Annotated in this window: 14 protein-coding genes; 7 read left to right on the top strand and 7 right to left on the bottom strand. The window is 71.3% G+C overall.

What is annotated here, in order from left to right; all coding sequences use genetic code 11:
* Positions 1–9 precede the first annotated feature (9 nt).
* The gene (gene purL / locus ACZ61C_RS39040) at positions 10–2,316 is read right to left on the bottom strand and encodes a phosphoribosylformylglycinamidine synthase subunit PurL (protein WP_465312957.1); all 2,307 of its coding nucleotides are present in this window, start codon (positions 2,314–2,316) and stop codon (positions 10–12) included.
* A 150-nt stretch (positions 2,317–2,466) separates the two neighbouring features.
* Between purL and ACZ61C_RS39035 the strand changes: the two genes are divergently transcribed.
* The 3 genes from ACZ61C_RS39035 to ACZ61C_RS39025 all read left to right on the top strand — a co-directional run bounded on the left by ACZ61C_RS39035 (position 2,467) and on the right by ACZ61C_RS39025 (position 6,335).
* Entirely contained in the window at positions 2,467–4,101 is a 1,635-nt protein-coding gene (locus tag ACZ61C_RS39035) for an ABC transporter ATP-binding protein (RefSeq protein ID WP_465312956.1), read from the top strand.
* Positions 4,098–5,843, top strand: coding sequence for an ABC transporter ATP-binding protein (locus tag ACZ61C_RS39030; RefSeq protein ID WP_465312955.1), 1,746 nt, complete (start codon positions 4,098–4,100; stop codon positions 5,841–5,843). Before ACZ61C_RS39035 ends, ACZ61C_RS39030 begins: the two co-directional genes overlap by 4 nt.
* 66 nt (positions 5,844–5,909) lie before the next feature.
* Positions 5,910–6,335 carry a pyridoxamine 5'-phosphate oxidase family protein gene (locus tag ACZ61C_RS39025; protein WP_465312954.1) on the top strand — a complete coding sequence of 142 codons (426 nt, stop codon included), beginning with the start codon at positions 5,910–5,912 and terminating at the stop codon, positions 6,333–6,335.
* A gap of 82 nt (positions 6,336–6,417) precedes the next feature.
* Here the strand turns inward: ACZ61C_RS39025 and purQ are convergent, their stop codons facing one another.
* Both purQ and purS read right to left on the bottom strand, forming a co-directional pair.
* A complete protein-coding gene (gene purQ / locus ACZ61C_RS39020; RefSeq protein WP_465312953.1) occupies positions 6,418–7,095 on the bottom strand; it encodes a phosphoribosylformylglycinamidine synthase subunit PurQ in 678 nt (225 codons plus the stop codon).
* The gene (gene purS / locus ACZ61C_RS39015; RefSeq protein ID WP_086675945.1) at positions 7,092–7,331 is read right to left on the bottom strand and encodes a phosphoribosylformylglycinamidine synthase subunit PurS; all 240 of its coding nucleotides are present in this window, start codon (positions 7,329–7,331) and stop codon (positions 7,092–7,094) included. Before purS ends, purQ begins: the two co-directional genes overlap by 4 nt.
* 149 nt (positions 7,332–7,480) lie before the next feature.
* Here purS and ACZ61C_RS39010 point away from each other — a divergent pair, with 149 nt between their 5' ends.
* Positions 7,481–9,040, top strand: a complete 1,560-nt coding sequence (locus ACZ61C_RS39010; protein ID WP_465312952.1) for a GMC family oxidoreductase — start codon at positions 7,481–7,483, stop codon at positions 9,038–9,040.
* Here the strand turns inward: ACZ61C_RS39010 and ACZ61C_RS39005 are convergent.
* Positions 9,037–10,533: an aldehyde dehydrogenase family protein gene (locus ACZ61C_RS39005; RefSeq protein ID WP_465312951.1), complete on the bottom strand. Its 1,497-nt coding sequence runs from the start codon at positions 10,531–10,533 to the stop codon at positions 9,037–9,039. The two genes, ACZ61C_RS39010 and ACZ61C_RS39005, sit on opposite strands and share 4 nt — an antisense overlap.
* Positions 10,534–10,567: 34 nt before the next feature.
* Entirely contained in the window at positions 10,568–11,713 is a 1,146-nt protein-coding gene (locus tag ACZ61C_RS39000) for an MFS transporter (protein WP_465312950.1), read from the bottom strand.
* A 61-nt stretch (positions 11,714–11,774) separates the two neighbouring features.
* On the opposite strand from ACZ61C_RS39000, the gene ACZ61C_RS38995 reads away from it, so the two are divergent.
* Both ACZ61C_RS38995 and ACZ61C_RS38990 read left to right on the top strand, forming a co-directional pair.
* The gene (locus ACZ61C_RS38995; RefSeq protein WP_465312949.1) at positions 11,775–12,713 is read left to right on the top strand and encodes an ArsR/SmtB family transcription factor; all 939 of its coding nucleotides are present in this window, start codon (positions 11,775–11,777) and stop codon (positions 12,711–12,713) included.
* Positions 12,714–12,761: 48 nt separating this feature from the next.
* Positions 12,762–13,397, top strand: coding sequence for an MBL fold metallo-hydrolase (locus tag ACZ61C_RS38990; protein ID WP_465312948.1), 636 nt, complete (start codon positions 12,762–12,764; stop codon positions 13,395–13,397).
* A 21-nt stretch (positions 13,398–13,418) separates the two neighbouring features.
* Here the strand turns inward: ACZ61C_RS38990 and ACZ61C_RS38985 are convergent, their stop codons facing one another.
* Complete coding sequence (locus ACZ61C_RS38985) at positions 13,419–14,363, bottom strand: SDR family NAD(P)-dependent oxidoreductase (RefSeq protein ID WP_465312947.1); 945 nt, start codon at positions 14,361–14,363, stop codon at positions 13,419–13,421.
* Between the two features lie 90 nt (positions 14,364–14,453).
* Between ACZ61C_RS38985 and ACZ61C_RS38980 the strand changes: the two genes are divergently transcribed.
* Entirely contained in the window at positions 14,454–15,107 is a 654-nt protein-coding gene (locus tag ACZ61C_RS38980; protein ID WP_465312946.1) for a TetR/AcrR family transcriptional regulator, read from the top strand.
* 25 nt (positions 15,108–15,132) lie between these two features.
* Here the strand turns inward: ACZ61C_RS38980 and ACZ61C_RS38975 are convergent, their stop codons facing one another.
* Entirely contained in the window at positions 15,133–15,828 is a 696-nt protein-coding gene (locus ACZ61C_RS38975; protein ID WP_465312945.1) for a DUF2334 domain-containing protein, read from the bottom strand.
* Positions 15,829–15,839: the final 11 nt, after the last annotated feature.

The raw sequence follows: 15,839 nt of genomic DNA, 5'->3' as shown, positions 1-15,839 counted from the left end.
CCTCGTAGGTCAGTCGAACAGCGCGGGAAGCGTGCTCTCCCAAGCGGTCCGCAGCTCGTCCAACGTGAACTCCGTAATCCCCTGCAGCTCCAACGTCCCCGACTCCGGGTCCACCACACCGGTCTTGCGCCACGGCAGGCCGCGCGCCGTGCACATCTCCGTGAAGCGCAGCTCCTCCGTGCGCGGGACCGCCACCAGCACGCGGCCCGACGACTCCGAGAACAGCTGCACGAACGGGTCCTCGTCGCTGTCAAGGAACACTCGCGCGCCGCACTGTCCGATGAGGACTGTCTCGATGAACGCCTGGATCAGGCCGCCGTCCGCGAGGTCGTGGGCCGCCGAGATCATGCCATCGCGGGAGCCCGCCACCAGGACGTCCGCCAGGAGCTTCTCGCGGGCAAGGTCCACGCGCGGGGGGACGCCGCCGAGGTGGCCGTGGAGCTCGCGGGCCCAGGCCGAGCCGTCTAGCTCGTCGTGCGTTTCGCCCAGCAGCAGCAGGGTTTCGCCCGCCTCCGCGCCGATGCCCGTCGGGATGCGGCGGGTGACGTCGTCGATCACGCCGAGGACGCCGATCACCGGCGTCGGCAGGATCGCCGTCGAGCCCGTCTGGTTGAAGAAGCTCACGTTGCCGCCCGTCACCGGGATGCCGAGCTCGACGCAGCCGTCCGCCAGACCGTGCACGGCCTGCTCGAACTGCCACATCACGCCCGGGTCGGTCGGCGCGCCGAAGTTCAGGCAGTCCGACACCGCCACCGGGGTCGCGCCGCCCGTCGCGACGTTGCGGTACGCCTCTGCCAGCGCCAGCTGCGCGCCGCGGTACGGGTCGAGGTAGACGAACTTGCTGTTGCAGTCCGTCGCCACCGAGACCCCGCGGCCACTCGACTCGTCGATCCGGATCATCCCCGAGTCGGACGGCTGGGACAGCACGGAGTTACCGCGCACGTAGCGGTCGTACTGCGAAGTCACCCATTCCTTCGACGCCTGGTTCGGCGACGCGATCAACCGCAGGATGTCCGCGCGCAGTTCGTCCGGAGTGGACGGACGCGGCAGCGACGCCGACGTGTCCGCGATCAGAGCGTCCTGAAAGGACGGTCGCTCGATCGGCCGGTCGTACACCGGGCCCTGGTGCGCCACCGTGTGCGCCGGGACGTCGACGACGACCTCGTCGTTCCAGGTGATCACCAGGTGCTCGCCGTCGGTGACCTCGCCGATGTCGGTGGCGATGACGTCCCACTTGCGGCAGACCGCCATGAACGCCTCGACGTTCTCCGGCGAGACGACCGCGCACATGCGTTCCTGCGACTCGCTGGAGAGCACCTCCGCGGGCGTCATTCCCGTGGCGCGCAACGGAACCCGGTCGAGGTAGATGTGCATGCCGCCGTCGCCGGCCGCGGCCAGCTCCGACGTCGCGCAGGACAGCCCGGCGCCGCCGAGGTCCTGGATGCCGACGACCAGCTTCTGCGCGAACAGCTCGAGGCAGCACTCGATGAGCACCTTCTCGGTGAACGGGTCACCCACCTGGACGCTCGGCAGCTTCTTGCGGCCGCCCGACGACTCGTCACCCGAAAAGGTGTCACTCGCCAGGACGGAAACGCCGCCGATGCCGTCGAGGCCGGTGCGGGCGCCGAACAGGATGATCTTGTTGCCGGTGCCGGACGCGAACGCCAGGTGCAGGTCCTCGACGCGCATCGCGCCGACGCACAGCGCGTTCACCAGCGGGTTGCCGCTGTACGACGGGTCGAACACCAGCTCGCCGCCGATGTTCGGCAGGCCGAGGCAGTTGCCGTAACCACCGACACCCGCGACGACGCCGGGCAGCACGCGCTTGGTGTCGGGGGCGTCGGCCGGGCCGAAGCGCAGCGCGTCGGCGACCGCGAGCGGGCGCGCGCCCATCGCCATGATGTCGCGCACGATGCCGCCGACGCCGGTCGCGGCGCCCTGGTACGGCTCCACATAGGACGGGTGGTTGTGGCTCTCCACCTTGAAGGTGACCGCCCAGCCCTCGCCGATGTCGACGACACCCGCGTTCTCGCCGATGCCGGCCAGCATCTTGGCCTTCATCTCGTCGGTGGCGGTCTCCCCGAAGTACCGCAGGTGCTTCTTCGACGACTTGTAGGAGCAGTGCTCGCTCCACATCACCGAGTACATGGCCAGCTCGGCGTCGGTGGGCCGGCGGCCGAGGATTTCCCGGATGCGGGCGTACTCGTCGTCGGCGAGCCCGAGCTCGCGATACGGCTGGCTGTGGTCCGGGGTCGCCCCGGCGCGCTCGGTGGTGTCAACGGTGCTGGTCACGGTGTCCGTGTCAGGGTTCGCCACGGCCGCCAGGATACGGGCAGCCCGGCAGCGCCCCGGACGGTGGGCCGCCGAAATCGAGCGCGCCGCGGCCGGTGTGAGCGGGCCGACACCGGAACGGCCGCGAGGAAAATCGGTCGCCTTCCGCTGGTGGTCGGCTTACCGTCGGGAATCGTGCTTTCCGCCACATATCCCTTTCCGCCGCTGCGGCTGCCCGCACGGCCGACCGCGAGCCGCTTCCTGCTCGCCGTGTTCCGGGCCCGGGTGGGCTCGGTCCTCGGCGCGGCCGCGATCGGTGTCGTCTGGGCGCTCCCGGGCGCGCTGCTGCCCCTGGTCGTCGGCCAGGGCATCGGCGCCGTCGTCGCGCACAACGGCGGGGCGATCTGGCGCTGGGCGCTGGCCGCGGCCGCCCTCGGCGTCGTCCAGACCCTGTCCGGGACCTGGCTGCACTTCCTCAACTACGGCCTGTGGCTGCACGGCGCGGGCTCGACGCAGCGGGCGGTGTCGGCGCACACCACGCGTGTCGGCGCCGGCCTGCGCGAGCAGACGACCACCGGCAACCTCGTCGCGATCTCGACGACCGACATCAACCACATCGGCAACACCGTCGAGATGACCGGGCGCGCGTTCGGCTCGCTGCTGGCGTTCGTCGTGGTCGCGGTGTGGCTGCTCTCGACGTCGCCGCTGCTCGGGTTGGTCGCGCTCATCGGCGTGCCGGTCGCGGTGCTGGGCATCGGGCCGCTGCTGGCGCCGCTGCAGAACCGCAAGGCGAAGCAGCGCGAGAAGCGCGGAGACGTCAACGCGCTCGGCGCGGACATCGTGTCCGGCCTGCGGATCCTGCGCGGCATCGGCGGTGAGCGGCGGTTCTTCAGCCGCTTCCGCGAGACGAGCCAGCGGGTGCGGGTGGCCGGCATCGAGGTCGGCCAGGCCGAGGCCTGGCTGGCCGCGGCCGAGATCGCGCTGCCCGGCCTGGTCACCGTGGTGATCACCTGGCTGGGCGCGCGGCTGGCCGTCGCGGGCTCGATCGACGTCGGGCAGCTGGTGGCGTTCTACGGCATCTCGGCGTTCCTCATCTGGCCGGTCTCCGCCGCGACGGAGGCGGTCGGGTCGATCACGTCGGGCCTGGTCGCGTCCCGCAAGGTCGCGGCGCTGCTGGCGATCCAGCCGAAGCTGGCGGACCCGGAGACACCGGTGCGGCTGCCCGAAGGGCCGCTGGAGCTGGTGGACACCGAGTCCGGGATCCGCGTCGCGGCCGGGCGGCTGACGGTCGTCGACCTCGGCGCCGACGGTGAGGCGGTCGCCGACCGGCTGGCCCGGTTCGCCGATCCGGCCGACGGCGAAGAGGTGCTGGTCGGCGGGATCCGCGCGGACCACGTCGCGCTCGCGGAGCTGCGGCGGCGGGTCGTGTACGCGCACAACCAGGACATCTGGTTCTCCGGTGTGCTGCGCGAGCAGCTGGCGCCGGCGCGGCCGAGCGAGGTCAGCATCGCCGAAGCGCTCTACGCGGCCGACGCCGACGACATCATCGAGGCGCTGCCCAACGGCGTCGACGAGCTGATCGGCGAGCGCGGCCGCGAGGTGTCCGGTGGTCAGCGGCAGCGGCTGAACCTGGCCCGCGCGCTGGCGGTCGACGCCGACGTGCTGGTGCTGGACGAGCCGACGTCGGCGGTCGACGCGCACACGGAGGCACGCATCACCGAGCGCGTCACGGCGCTGCGCCGCGGCAAGACGACGGTGGTGTTCAGCCAGAGTCCACTGTGGACACATGTGGCCGACGAGTTCTTCACGGCGAAAGGGGTGACGGTATGAGAAGGCTTCCCACGGCGTCCCGGCAGGACGTCCGCCGCTGGGCGCGGAAGACGGCGGTGAGCCACAAACGCGAGTTCGGGCTGCTGCTCGGCTCGCTGGCCGTCGCGACGCTGATCGGGCTCGCCGCGCCGCAGCTGCTCGGCGCGCTCGTCGACGACGTCGCGGCCGGCACCACGACCGGGCACGTCGACCTGCTCGCGGCCGTGTTCGTGGTGATCCTCGTGCTGCAGGCGCTGGCGCGGAAGATCGCGCGGATGCGCGGCGCGGTGTTCGGCGAGCTGGTGCTGGCCGAGACCCGCGAGGAGTTCGTCGGGACGGCGCTGCAGCTGCCGCTGGGGACGGTCGAGGCGGCCGGCACCGGCGACCTGCTCAGTCGCGCCACCACCGACCTCGGCCGGATCGACCACGCGGCGCGGTTCGCGGCGCCGGAGATCCTGGTCGCGGCGGTGACGGTGGTGTTCACGGTCGTCGCGATGGTGCTGACGTCACCGCTGCTGTCGCTGAGCCTGCTGGTCGCGTTGCCGCTGCTGGTCACCGTCAACATCTGGTACCAGCGGCGGATCCCGTCGGTGATGCAGTGGATGCTCGACCGCTGGGCGGACCTGACCACGAGCGTCCACGAGACGGCGGAGGGCGCGCGCACGGTCGAGGCGCTCGGCCTCACCGACCGGCGGATCGACGCGGCGCACGAAGCACTGGAGCTCAGCATCTACGGCGAGCGCCGGATGCGGGCCCTGCAGCTGCGCTGGCTGCCGTCGCTGGAGATCAGCTACGTGCTGCCGCTGGCGGTCATGCTGCCGCTCGGGCTGCTCGCGTACACGCGCGGCTGGGCCGGGCTCGGCGAGATCACCACGATGCTGCTGTACGTCCAGGCGATGGCGACCCCGCTCAACGAGGCGCTGTTCTGGCTGGAGGACCTGCAGGTCGCGGGGGCCGCGGCGCGGCGGATCCTGGGTGTCCACTCGGTGGCCCTCGAGGAGGCGCCGAAGGTGACGGAGGTGCCGCGCGGGCGGGACATCGACGTGCACGGCGTCCGGTTCGCCTACACCGCCGACCGTGAGGTGCTGCACGGCATCGACCTGCGGGTGCCGCGCGGCGAGCGGCTGGCGATCGTCGGGCCGTCCGGCGCGGGCAAGTCGACGCTCGGCCGGCTGCTGGCCGGCATCGCGGCGCCGTCCGCGGGCTCGGTCCGGATCGGCGGCCAGGACGTTTCGGCGCTGGCCGACGACGTCCTGCGCGGTGAGATCCTGCTGCTGACCCAGGAGCACCACGTGTTTTCGGGCACGCTGCGGCAGAACCTCGCGCTCCCGGCGCGGCGCGCGGGCGGCGACTGGACGGACGACGAGCTGCTGGCGGCGCTGACCTCGGCGGGCGCGTCCGACTGGGTCGCGTCGCTGCCTTCCGGCCTCGACACGAAGCTGGGCTCGGGCGAGCACCCGGTGCCGGCAGCGATCGCGCAGCAGCTGGCGCTGGCCCGCGTGGTCCTGGCGGACCCGCACACACTGGTGCTCGACGAAGCGACGTCGCTGCTGGACACCGGCTCGGCGCGGGACCTGGAGCGGTCGCTGAACAGCGTGCTGGAGGGACGGACGGTGATCGCGATCGCCCACCGCCTCCACACGGCCGCGGCGGCCGACCGGGTCGCGGTGGTCGAAGGCGGCCGGATCACGGAGCTGGGTTCCCACTCGGCACTGCTGGCGGCGGGCGGTTCGTACGCGCGTCTCGTGGCGGCGGCTTCGTAGTCCGGAATGTCCGGAGTTCGCGCGGTGTTGCTCCCCGGGTAGCGGATCTTCTGCCTGGGGAGTGACATGTCCTTCGTGATGACGACGGCCGAGCGCGAATCGTTCCTGAGCGGTGTCCACGTCGGGGTGCTGGCGGTGGAGCGCGCCGGCCGGGCCCCGCTGGCGGTCCCGGTCTGGTACGACTACGAACCCGGCGGTGAGCTGCTGATCTGGATGGAACGCGAGACGGTCAAGGACCGCGCGATCACGGCGGCGGGCCGGCTGAGCCTGGCCGTCCAGGACGAGAACCCGCCGTACAAGTACGTGACGGTCGAGGGCCCGGTGATCGCGAACGACAAGCCGCCGACGCGCGAACAGGCGCTGCGGATAGCGGGCCGCTACTGGCCCACGGCCGAGGCGACGGCGTACGTCGACTCGGCGCTCGGCGAGCGGTCGGTCCTGGTGCGCGTCCGCCCGGAGAAGTGGCTGTCGAACGACCAGAGCAAGAGCTGAGCCCCGTGGACAACCCGCGTCCACGGGCCCGGAACTGTCGGTGCCCCTCGGTAAAATGGATACCGGGGGGCGCCGCCCGCCCTCAAGCCTTGATCAGCGCGTCCACCGCGCTGTAGAACATGCCCAGCCCGTCGTCCGACGGCCCGGTCAGCGCGTCGATCGCGTGCTCCGGGTGCGGCATCAGCCCGACGACCCGGCCGTTCTCGCTCCGGATCCCCGCGATGTCGTTCCGCGACCCGTTCGGGTTGCCGCCCACGTACCGGAACACCACGCGCCCCTCGGCCTCGAGCTCGTCCAAAGTGGACTGCTCGGCCACGTAGCAGCCGTCGATGTTCTTCATCGGGACGAGGATCTCGGCGCCCTGCTCGTACCGGGTGGTCCACGCGGTTTCGGTGTTCTCGACGCGCAGCCACTGGTCACGGCAGATGAAGTGCAGACCCTGGTTGCGGATCATCGCGCCCGGCAGCAGGCCCGCCTCGCACAGGATCTGGAAGCCGTTGCAGATGCCGAGCACCGGCATGCCCGCGCGCGCCGCCTCGATCACCGGCGTCATGACCGGCGCGAACCGGGCGATCACGCCCGCGCGCAGGTAGTCGCCGTAGGAGAAGCCACCCGGGACGACCACGGCGTCGACGTCGTGCAGGTTCTCGTCGGCGTGCCACAGGGGCACGGCCTCCGCGTCGGCGTAGCGGACCGCGCGGGCCGCGTCGCCGTCGTCGAGCGTGCCGGGGAAGGTGATGACGCCGATGCGCGCGCTCACGCGTCCACCCGCGTGATGGTCCACTGCTCGATGACCGGGTTCGCGAGGAAGCCTTCGGCGATCTTCTCGAGCGTCGCGTCGTCGACGGTGTCGTCGACCTCGATCTCGAAGTGCTTGCCCTGGCGGATCTCTTTGATCCCGGTGAAGCCGAGACGGCCGGCGGCGCCGAGCGCGGCCTGTCCCTGCGGGTCGAGGATTTCGGGCTTCGGCATGACGTCGACGACGACTCGGGCCACGGCAGGCTGCTCCTTATTCACGCAGGTCGTGGGTACCCCGCGAGCATAGTTCACCCAGTTCCGCAGGCGGCGGGCACCTAGACTGGCCGCGGGCGCCGACCTGCGCCATGATGAGTCGTTGACATCGCGCCAACAGCTGTGGAGGCACCGTGGACTCCTACGACTACGTGATCATCGGCGCCGGGAGCGCGGGCTGCGTGCTGGCGAACCGGCTCTCCGAGGATCCGTCGGCCCAGGTCCTGCTGCTCGAAGCGGGCGGCGAGGACACCGCGGACGAAATCCACATCCCGGCGGCGTTCGCCTCGCTGTTCAAGACCAAGTGGGACTGGAACTACGAGACGGTCGAGCAGAAGCACACCGGCAAGCCGGCCTACTGGCCGCGCGGCAAGATGCTCGGCGGCTGCTCGTCGATCAACGCGATGATCTACATCCGCGGCAACCGCGCCGACTACGACGGCTGGCGCGATTCCCACGGCGCCGAGGGCTGGGGCTGGGACGACGTCCTCCCCTACTTCAAGCGCGCCGAGGGCAACCAGCGGCTCGGGGGCCCGCTGCACGGCACCGACGGCCCGCTGCACGTCGAGGACCGCCGCTTCACCCACGAGCTGTCGAGCGCGTGGGTCGACTCGGCCGTCGCGTGGGGCCTCAAGCGCACCGACGACTTCAACGGCGAGAGCCAGGAAGGCGCCGGCGTCTACCAGGTGACCTGCAAGAAGGGCCGCCGCTGGTCGACCGCGGACGCCTACCTGCGGCCCGCCTTGGAGCGGCCGAACCTCACGGTGAAGACGAACGCACCGGCCACCCGGGTCGTCTTCGAGGGCACGCGCGCGACCGGCGTGTCCTATTTGGACAACGGCGTCGAGGTCACGGCACGCGCGTCGGCCGAGGTTCTTCTTTCGGGTGGGGCGGTGAATTCGCCGCAGTTGCTGATGGTGAGTGGTGTCGGCCCGGCCGAGCACCTGCGTGAGCACGGCATCAGCGTCGTCGCGGCGCTGCCCGGCGTCGGCGAGAACCTGCACGACCACCCGGCGTGCGGGATCATCTGGTCCACGCGTGGCACGACCGACCTCGTCGACGCCGCCACACCGGCCGGTCTAGTTCGCTACCAGCTGACGAAGCGCGGGCCGCTGGCGTCGAACATCGGCGAAGCCGGCGCGTTCTTCCCGACCGGCGACGGCCTGCCCGCGCCGGACATGCAGATCCACGTCGCGCCGACGTTGTTCTACGACAACGGTTTGCGCGAACCGACCGTCCCCGGCTTCACGTCGGCGGCGACGCTCGTGGACGTCGCGAGCCGCGGCCGGCTGCGGCTGAAGTCGGCGAACCCGTTGTGGAAGCCGGAAATCGACCCGGCTTACTACGCGGAGCCGGCCGACATGGACAAGATGATCGCCGGCCTGCGCGCGTTGATCGAGATCGGCCGGGTCGGCCCGCTCAAGCGGTTCCTGGACCAGCCGTTCCTGCCGGCGCGGCACGATTTGACCGACGCCGAGCTGGCCGACCACATCCGCGAGAACACGCAGACGCTCTACCACCCGGTCGGCACGTGCTCGATCGGTTCGGTGGTCGACCCGCAGCTGCGGGTGCTCGGGGTCGAAGGCCTGCGCGTGGTCGACGCGTCCGTGATGCCCGTGGTGCCGCGGGGCAACACGAACGCGCCGACGATCATGGTCGCCGAGAAGGCGGCCGACCTGATCCGGGGCCGCTAGCGCTTGCCGTGGAGGATCGTCACCAGCTTGACGACCAGCGCGTCCGTGGACTCCTTGCGGCTGAAGGACGTCAGTGTCAACGGCGCCGTGAAGCGCTGACGCGCGATCGCCTTCGTGCGGGCGAACTCGCGCAGCCCTTCCGGGCCGTGGATGCGGCCGAAGCCGGAGTCGCCCACACCGCCGAACGGCAGTGACGCGATCCCGGCGAACGAGAGCGGCGCGTTGATCGACGTCATGCCGGTGCGCAGCCGCTCGGCCAGTTCGACACCGCGGGACTTCGAGAAGACCGTCGAGCCCAGGCCGTACTTCGTGTGGTTCGCCTTCTCGATCGCTTCGTCCATGTCGCGGACCTTCGCGATGGTCACCGTCGGGCCGAACGTCTCCTCGGTGACCGCCTCGGAGTCCTCCGGGACGTCGATGAGCACCGTCGGCTGGGCGTAACGGTCGCCGACGGACTCCTCACCACCGAGGACGGCCTTGCCCCCGCGGGCCAGCGCGTCCTGGATGTGCCGCTTGATCACGCCGAGCTGCGAAGGCATGGTCACCGGGCCGTACTGCGCGGCCTCGTCCGAACCCGCGCGGACGTCCTTCGTCTTCTCGACGACCTTCGCGACGAACTCGTCGTGCACCTTCTCGTGGACGTACACCCGCTCGACGCCGATGCAGGTCTGGCCGGAGTTGGAGAACGCGCCCCACACGGTCGCGTCGGCGGCGGCGTCGAGGTTGGCGTCCACGTCGACGAGCACCGGGTCCTTGCCGCCCGCCTCGATGACGACCGGGGTCAGCGTCTCGGCGGCCGCGGCCATGATCCGCTTGCCGGTGGCGGTCGAGCCGGTGAAGGCGATCTTGTCGACACCCGCCCCGACCAGCGCGGCGCCCGTCTCGCCGAAGCCGGTGATCAGCTGCAGCACCGGCTGCTCCGGCACGATCTCGGCGAACGCGTCGACCAGCCACTTCCCGACACCGGGCGTGTACTCGCTGGGCTTGAAGACGACGGCGTTGCCCGCGGCGAGCGCGTACGCGATCGAGCCGAGCGGGGTGAACACCGGGTAGTTCCACGGGCCGATCACGCCGACCACGCCCAGCGGCTGGTACTCGACGGTCGCGGCCTGGTTCGACATCAGCAGCCCGGCGGAACGCTTCTGCTTGCCGAGGATCTTCTTCGCGTGCTTGCCCGCCCACGCGATGTGTTCGATGGCCAGGACGCTCTCGAGCTGCGCGTCGGCGATCGGCTTGCCGGTCTCGTCGCGCACGACCTGGCACAGCTGCGGCAGCCGCCGCGTCAGGACGCCCTTCCAGCTCTTGAGCCGCTCCGCGCGCCCGGCGAAGCCGAGGTCGCCCCACCACTGCGCCGCGACGCGCGCTCGCGCGACGGCCGCCTGCACGTCTTCGGCGCTGTGCACGGGATAGGTTCCGACCACCTCGTCGGTCGCCGGGCTCAGCGAGTCGAAGGTCTCGCCGACCGACGTCGGCTTCGGCTGGACGGCAGTCATCGGCGTCTCCCTGGAGGTCGCGGGTCAGCCCAGGTTACGACGTTACTGACATCGTGCCAATAGCTCGCGCGGGCTTCCGCACCAGCATTCCACCGGCGATCGCCGAGGCAAAGACACCGAACAACGGAGCGACCCACAACGGCAGCACCCCGACGGCCAGCGAGCCCAGCCCGAAGCCGGCCGCCTGCACCGTGAAGCTCAGCGAGAACCCCGCTGACCTGCGGTTCTTCGGCAGCAGCCGTTGCAGGTTGACCGACGTCGCCGCGACCAGCGGCCCGGTGCACGCGCCGATCACCGCCACCGACCCGATCAGCCCCGGCCAGCCGAGGTCCGCCGCGAGGGTGAGGCCACCGACGATGAACCCGCCGAGGAACAGCCGCGCGTCACCGGTCTTGCCCCGCCACGCGTAGAGCGCGCTGCCCGCGATGCTCGCCCCGCTCAGCACGGCGATCACCACCGGTGCGGCGGCCTCGGGCGCGCCGAGGCGCTGGACCAGCGGCAACGGCGCGACCTCGATCGTCGACAGCAACAGCCCGACGGTGAACGCGCAGCACAGCCACGGCAGGTACGCGCTCACCGGCACCCGTCCGCCTTCGGCGCCGGATTCCACCCGTTCGCGCTCACCCTCACGACGCGGGACGAGCGCCGCGGCGGCCACACAGGCGACGGCCATCGCGGCGAGCGGGACGAACGTGCCGGCCAGGTCGAGCAGCGCGACCAGCGCCGGACCGCCGATGAGCACCCCTTCGAGGATCATCGCGTCCACGGAGATCGCCCGCGGCAGCAGCGCGTCGTCGACGGTGTCGGCGAGCAGCGTCCGGAAGCCGCCCGACAACGCTCCCGCGGTGGCCCCGGGCAGCAGGACGAGCCCGAGCAGCACGGCGTTCGGCGCGCCCGCCGCCGCGGCCACGGCCAGCACGACGAAGCCCACGGCGGTCAAGACCAGCAGCGCCGGCAGGCCACGGGCCGGCCCGACCCGGTCGATCAGCCGCCCGACCGGCACCGCGCCGGCCATCTCGGCCACGACGTAGACCGACATCAGCACCCCGCCGAGGCGGTACGAGCCGGTCGTCGCGGTGGTCAGCAGGGTGAACGCGAGCGGCGCCATGGTCGCCGGCAGCCGGGCGAACTGGACGCCCGCCGACCAGCGCCAGTACGCGCGATGGGTGAACAACGACATGTTCGTAACCTCGCGTGTCCCCGGGCCGAGGCACACTTATTCGGGTGAGAGCGAATCGCCGATGATCGAGCTCATCCTGACCGCGGCCGGCGCCCAACGAGTCCGCTTCGCGATCTCGCCGCTGGAGGAGGTGCTGGGCGCCGTCCAGACGCTGCTCGGCGTCCGCACGCACCCGGCCCACCTGCCGTGGGTGTCCGGCGCGCCCGACGTCGACGTCCCGGAGCTCGCCGCGGTGCTCAGCGCCCGGCACTACCTCACCGAGTTCCTGAGCCCTCCGCCCGACGGCCCGGAAACGACCGCCGAAGCCCAGCTGCGCACGGTCCGCGCGACGCCGCCGCACCAGGTCGCCCTGGAGCTGGCGATGGTCGACGCCGACCTGAGCAGCCTGCCCGCCGACCCGGCGGCCGCGCGCGACCTGCTCGCCGACCAGCTCGAGACGGTCTGGCACACGATGCTCGCACCGCAGTGGCCTCGCCTCCGCGAGCTGCTGGCGGCCGACATCGCCCACCGGACCCGAGTGCTCGGCGAAGGGGGTGTCGCGACGATGCTCGCCGAACTCCACCCGCGCGTCCGCCTGACCGGGACGTCCCTGCTGGTGGACGTCCGGTCTCGCGAACGGCTGGAGATCGACTCACGCGGGCTGCTGCTGATCCCGGCGGTGTTCGCCTGGCCGAACGTCGGTGTGATCACGGTTCCGCCGTGGCAGATCTCCCTTCTCTACCCCGCTCGGGGTGTCGCCTCGTTGTGGACGTCGGTCACGACTCCACCGGAGCCGCTGACCGAGGTGCTCGGCCGGACCCGGGCCCTGCTGCTGACAACGCTCGACCAGCCGGCCGCGACGACCGACCTCGCCCAGCGCCACGGCCTGGCCCCGGCGACGGTTTCGGCGCACCTCACGGCGTTGCGCGGGGCCGGGTTGCTGGCCTCGGAACGCCGGGGTCACCGGGTGCTGTACCGGCGGACGGAGCTGGGCGACGCGTTGCTCACGGGCAAGATCTGACGAACCGGGACTAGGCTGGAATCGACCACCCCCTAAGGAGAATCATCAATGCGTATCGTCCATTTCGGACATGCCTGCGTGCTGGTGGAGACCGGCTCGGAGCGGATCCTGATCGACCCGGGCACGTTCTCCACGGACTTCGAGGGCGAGCGTGAGCTGTCCGCCGTGCTGATCACCCATCAGCACTTCGACCACCTCGACGTCGAGCGGCTGCCGAAGGTGCTCGAAGCCAACCCCGGCGCGAAACTGATCGTCGACCCCGGCTCGGCCGAAGCCGTCGAGAAGCTCGGCGTTCCGTTCGACATCGCCAACGTCGGCGACTCCTTCGCCATCGGCGACACCTCCCTCAAGGCCGTCGGCGGCGAGCACGCCGTCATCCACAGTGACATCCCGGTGATCCCGAACATCGGCTACCTCGTCGACGACGGCGCGTTCTACCACCCGGGCGACTCGTTCTTCGTGCCCGAGCAGAAGATCGACGTCCTCGGCCTGCCGACGGGCGCGCCGTGGCTCAAGGCCGGCGAAGCCGTCGACTACCTGCGCGCGGTGGCGCCGCGGATCGCCGTGCCGATCCACGAAGCCGTGCTCGCCAACCCGGCCATGCACTACGGCCTGTTCGGCAATCTCGCGCCGGAGGACACCGAGCTCAAGGTGCTCGATCGTGGTGAGCTCACCACCGTCTGAACCACGTGCGGCGTGCCCTGCTCAGGACCTCGAGTCCGCCGGCACGCCGCACAGTTCGGCGGCGTCACGCCACAGCTCCTCCTCTCGCCCCTCGTCGTAGGACTCCTTCGACGACGGCACCACCCGGCCGCGGTCGAGGTAGGCCCCGGACTCCGCGGGCCGCGGCCCGCCCATGGCCGCGGCGAGCTTCGCCCCCGCCGTCCGTGGGCTCGACGCGATCGGCGTCGCCCACAACGCCGGCATCAGCCACCGGAACCCGAAGCGCTGGATGGCGCTCGCATCCCGCACCAGACCCGTGCCCGGCACCAGCCCCGGTGTGTAGGCGTAGACGTCGACGTTCGGCAGCCACCTCGCGAGCGCGTGCACGAGGTACTGCACCCCGAGCTTGCTGGTCGAGTACGCCCGGCGGCCCGCCTCGAGGGTCTCCGCCTCCGGCCCGCTTCCCGGCGTCGCGAGGCTCCGCACGCCGGTCCAGCGCGGCGCCGGCACCAGGCCGAGGTTGTGCCGGAAGTCGCCGAAGTGCGACTCGCTGCCGGTCACGACGATCCGCGCGCCCGGCTCGAACCGGTCGGCCAGCAGGCGGATCAGCAGGTAGTTCGCCAGGACGTTGATCCCGAAGGTGGCCTCGAAGCCGTCCGCGGTGGCCTTATTACTAGAGGCCATCTGGACACCCGCGTTGGCCAGGAACCCGGTCAGCGGCGGAATCTCTCCCGCGTCGAGGCGCTTTCGCACGGTTTCCGCCGCCGCGCGCACCTCCGCGAGCGAGCCGAGGTCGCAGGAAACCGCCTGGACGTTCGGGTTTCCGGTGCGCGCCGCCAGGTCCCGCGCGACCCGCTGACCGGCGTCCCCGCGCACGGTGATCAGGAGCAGCTGGTCCGGGTGGTCCCGGAGCAGCCGTTCGGCCGCGGCCAGGCCCAAGCCCCGGCTCGCGCCGGACATCAGCAGTGTGTTCGTCGGTTCGGTCATGTCGTCGCTCCCTCACTCGAACAGGTACTCGATTCGAACTGGTACTCGGTACCGTAGCGCACTCGATACCAGTTGCGCTAGTGTGGGGACATGGATCAACGCCCTTCGCTGCGGGAACGCAAGCAGAAGCAAGCTCGCGAGCAGATCGTGGAAGCGGCCTTCGCCCTGTTCGCGGAGCGCGGCTTCACCGAGGTCACGGTCACGGACATCGCGGAGCGCGCGGAGGTGGGGCGTACGACGTTCTTCAGATATTTCGGCGACAAGCAGGAGGTGGTGTTTTCGGACGAGCAGCAGCTGCTGGATCACCTGGCGGAGCGGCAGCGAGCGTTGCCGGGTGGCGCGCCACAGGACCTGTCGACGGCCCTCGACCAGGTCCGCGGGCTGGTGCTCGATGTCTGCGCCGAGGCCACCGCGGACATCGCGCACTACGAAATGCACCAGCGGCTGCTGGAGCAGAACCCGGAGCTCAGGGAACGCAGTGCGCGGAAGATGCAGCGGTTCGCCGAACTGGGCGAGGCGATCCTGCTGGAGCGCGGCACTCCGCGGGAAGTCGCCGTGCTGGCCGCGCAGATCGCGGTCGCCTGCTACCAGGCCGGGAGCCGGCTCGCCGGAGCCGAGGCCCCGGCGCTGGCGCCCGCGGTCGACGTCGCCTTCGGGCAGCTCGACGTGCTCCTGGACAGCCGGCCGGCCCACAGCCCGGCAAAACGATCAGTGGACAGGCCTGATCGAACCCTTGTTGATTGAAAACTCCAGAGAGAAGCGGTAGCGGTCAGGCCGCCACCGCGCGCAGCGAGCCGTAGGTGGCGCCGAACGCGCGGTTCTCCAGCGCGACGTCCACCGCGTCGAGCAGGGCCTGGCGGAGGCCGGGGCGGGTGAGGTCCGTCGCGTCGACCCCCAGCCGGACCAGCCCACCCCGGCGAGCTGCGCGCGCGGAGGCGAGCACGAGCGCGAAGCAGCGCACCGTCTCCGTGCGGTGGGACTGGCTGGTGAACTCCTGCACCCGGGCGCGGCGCACCTCGCCGGTGACGAGGTCCCGCACCGCGCCGAGGTCCGCGCACAGCCGGAACCCGTGCTCGGCCAGCGCCTGCAGCGTGCCCTGCGAGGCGATCCACCGCGGCGGCGCGAAGCCGTCGACGGTCAGCCCGGCGGCGTCCAAAGCGGCCTTCGCGGCGATGAGCCGGAGCCGGGCCTCGTGCGCCGGCAGCGTGGCGAACTCCGCCTTCTTGCCCAGGTACACCGTGCGGTGCGTGGGCGTGACAGCGTGGTCGTAACCGTGCAGCAGCACGGAATCACCGCGGCGGGCGCGGGTGCGCACCCACTCCGTCACCGGGCCTTCGCCGGTGCGAGCGGCGTGCAGCACCGAAAGCGGCACCTTGCGGCGGTCGAGCTCGGCCGCGAGGTCGGCGCACCGGTGCAGCGTGCGCGGGGTGATTCCCGACAGCGAAACCAGCAAGCGAGCGTCCACGCCACCATTGG

The sequence above is a fragment of the Amycolatopsis sp. NPDC104587 genome (genome assembly GCF_055583645.1).
Note: the sequence above shows the minus strand (reverse complement) of the source record. Positions and strands in the feature narration are given on the sequence as shown.